3 protein-coding genes are annotated in these 2,485 nt (G+C 36.9%); all 3 read right to left on the bottom strand.

All coding sequences use genetic code 11. The annotated features are described in order from the left end of the window. Positions 1 to 518: biotin/lipoyl-binding protein (locus ACOVO2_RS14375; RefSeq protein WP_421770646.1), on the bottom strand; the 518-nt coding region annotated here is incomplete at its 3' end. A 12-nt stretch (positions 519 to 530) separates the two neighbouring features. Then, positions 531 to 1,871, bottom strand: coding sequence for a TolC family protein (locus tag ACOVO2_RS14370; RefSeq protein ID WP_421770645.1), 1,341 nt, complete (start codon positions 1,869 to 1,871; stop codon positions 531 to 533). A 77-nt stretch (positions 1,872 to 1,948) separates the two neighbouring features. Then, positions 1,949 to 2,380 (bottom strand): MarR family winged helix-turn-helix transcriptional regulator, encoded by a 432-nt coding sequence (locus ACOVO2_RS14365; protein ID WP_421770644.1) that lies wholly within the window; start codon positions 2,378 to 2,380, stop codon positions 1,949 to 1,951. Positions 2,381 to 2,485: the final 105 nt, after the last annotated feature.

Raw genomic sequence — 2,485 nt, 5'->3', positions numbered from 1 at the left:
CCACTAATTGGCGAAATAATGTTTCCATCGGCAATTTGTTGTTTTACTTGTTCCATCTGCAAACGAAGGTTTTCGATGTCATATTTACCATTGACTACGCTTAGTTCGGTTCCTGCATTACCTTTCAATAAATCTTCGTTGCGTTGTAAATCTCTTTCGAGTTTGCTCAGGGTGAGTTCGTTTGCTTTTAAATTCAACAACTTTAGGCGGGAATCAAGGTGGCCGATTACCTGTCCTTTGGCAACTCTCGAACCGACTTCAATTGAAAGTTTTTCGATTTTTCCTTGTACGCCAATGGTAATCGTGGCTTCGTTGTTGAGTTCCAGATTAGCTGGTAAAACAACTTTACCATCGTATTCTTTAAATTCGGCGGCGGTTGTGGCCACGGCAATTGGCATTTTTGAACGGTCAACAACTACTTTGTTTGCTTCGATTTTCTTCTTGTTTTTGGCAAGTGTGAATGTAATGAAGCCAATCAGTGCTAAGAGCGATATGGTGAGAATGAGCGACTTTTTCATTGATATTTTTTATTAAAATTGATTAATGTAGTTTTTTAGATTTCCTTTAGATTTTTCATATTCGAGCCTTGTTCCCAAGAAATTGATGAGCGAGTTCACGTAGTTGCTTTGGGCTTCTTTGTAAGAATAATCGGCATTGAGCAAGTCAGAGAGCATCGAAACTCCTTTTTGGTATTCGACACTGCTACTTTCAAAAACTTCTTTAGCGAATGTTAGATTTTCTTTGTTAATTTTTAGGTCAGTTTGTGCTTTTAGTAGAAGGGAGGCTGAATTTTGAAACGCTAAGTTCATGCTTTCGGTACTGAGTTTTAGATTAGTACGGGCATTCAATAAGCTAATTTCGCTTTGTTTGAGTTGACTATTTTTACGATAACCGCTGAAAATCGGTACGTTTACTTTTAAACCAATCGATGAAAAATCGAACCAATTGGTGAATGATTTGCCGAAATCATTGCCAAAACTTTGGGCTCCGTATCGTGCATAGGCCGAAACTGTGGGCATAAATGCCGCTTGTTTACGCTTCACATCGAGTTCTTGCAAGAGAATGTTATTGCTCTGAATCTTGTAGTCCAAAATTCCATTCACATCGAGTGAGTTTTCTCTTTCGATTTGCGTTAAGCCTTCATAATTTATGCTTTCTAAAATACTAATATCTTCACTGAGCGACATCCCGATTACATTTTTTAGGCGATTCAAAGCCACTGCTTTGTTGGCTTGAATGATTGATTTTTGTGAAAGAATATTATTCAACGTCGACTTCGTACGGTCATATTCTGTTTTCTTGATTACGCCTTTATCGAGTCTTAGTTTTAAAATATCGAGCAACTCTCGGTATTTTTTCTCGTTTTCGAGCGTGATTTTTTCTTGCTCTACATATACCAATACTTGAAAATAAGCATTGGCTGTGTTGTAAATCAGATTATCTTGCGTTTGTTCTTTTCTCAAAGCCGCCAACTGATTATTCGGTTCGGCTGCTTTCAAGCCCAACAACATTGATTTGTCGTAAATCACTTGGTCGAGTTGGGCAGTTGCGTTGGTATTATACTGATTACCAAACTGCACACGAATTTCGTTGGGACTAAAGGCTCCCGCAGGAATAACCGACACCTGACGCTTGAGGTTATCATCAAAACCAACGTTGACGTTTACTTGTGGCAAATAGCCCGACAATGCTTCTTTTTCCTTTTCTTTAGCTGCCAAAATTTCGTTATTGGCGATGGTATTACTTAAATGATTTTTGAGAGCGAAATCAACACAGCTTTTTAGCGATAAAGGCGTATTTGCCTGTTGCCCAAAAGTTGTAATGGTACTGACTTGTAAAATCACATAAATCCAAAAACTTGTTTTTTTCATGTGTTATTTAAATTGAATTATTCTTATATAAAGTTGATTTTAATATAGTTGACTTGTCAACTATATGAGTAAAAAATTTATCTTTCGGCGTTTTCTTTAAGTTTTGATAATACCTGCTTGAAAATCAATAGTTCGGCATCTGAAATTCCTTTAAGTATCGAATCGCCCATTTTATCTAAAATAGCCTTACATTCATCTAATTTGCTGCTGCCAAGCTCAGTAAGTACGATGTATTTTTTACGGCGGTCGGTGGCATCATTGATGCGTTGTACATAACCGCGGGCTTCCATTTGGTCGATATGTCGCATAATTCCCGACTTATCGAGTTGCAAAATTTCGGCTAATTCGGTTTGTATAGAGTCTTCTTTCGAAGAAATTATCTTCAATAAATGAAATTGCTCTGGCGAAAGCTCTGAGCCTCCATTTTCAAAGGCCAAAGCGGTGGCTTTGTGCAAGGCTCGAATAGTACTGCCAAATATAAATTGTAATGAATCTTTATCTAACTCCATAAACGTTGATTTTGATATAGTTGATTAGTCAACCATTTGTTTTTGAAAAAAGTTTCAGTATTTGTATTTTTTTTGAAAAAAAATTGAGCAATAAATCAAGGATGT

Origin of the sequence: Emticicia sp. (assembly GCF_049241225.1) — a bacterium.
GTDB lineage: Bacteria > Bacteroidota > Bacteroidia > Cytophagales > Spirosomataceae > Emticicia.
This window is presented reverse-complemented; position numbering and strand designations above follow the sequence as displayed.

Excerpts from the sequence above, each read along its gene's own strand:
- ACOVO2_RS14365 (WP_421770644.1), bottom strand. The coding sequence starts at position 2,380 with ATGGAGTTAGATAAAGATTCATTACAATTTATATTTGGCAGTACTATT.
- ACOVO2_RS14370 (WP_421770645.1), bottom strand. The coding sequence starts at position 1,871 with ATGAAAAAAACAAGTTTTTGGATTTATGTGATTTTACAAGTCAGTACC.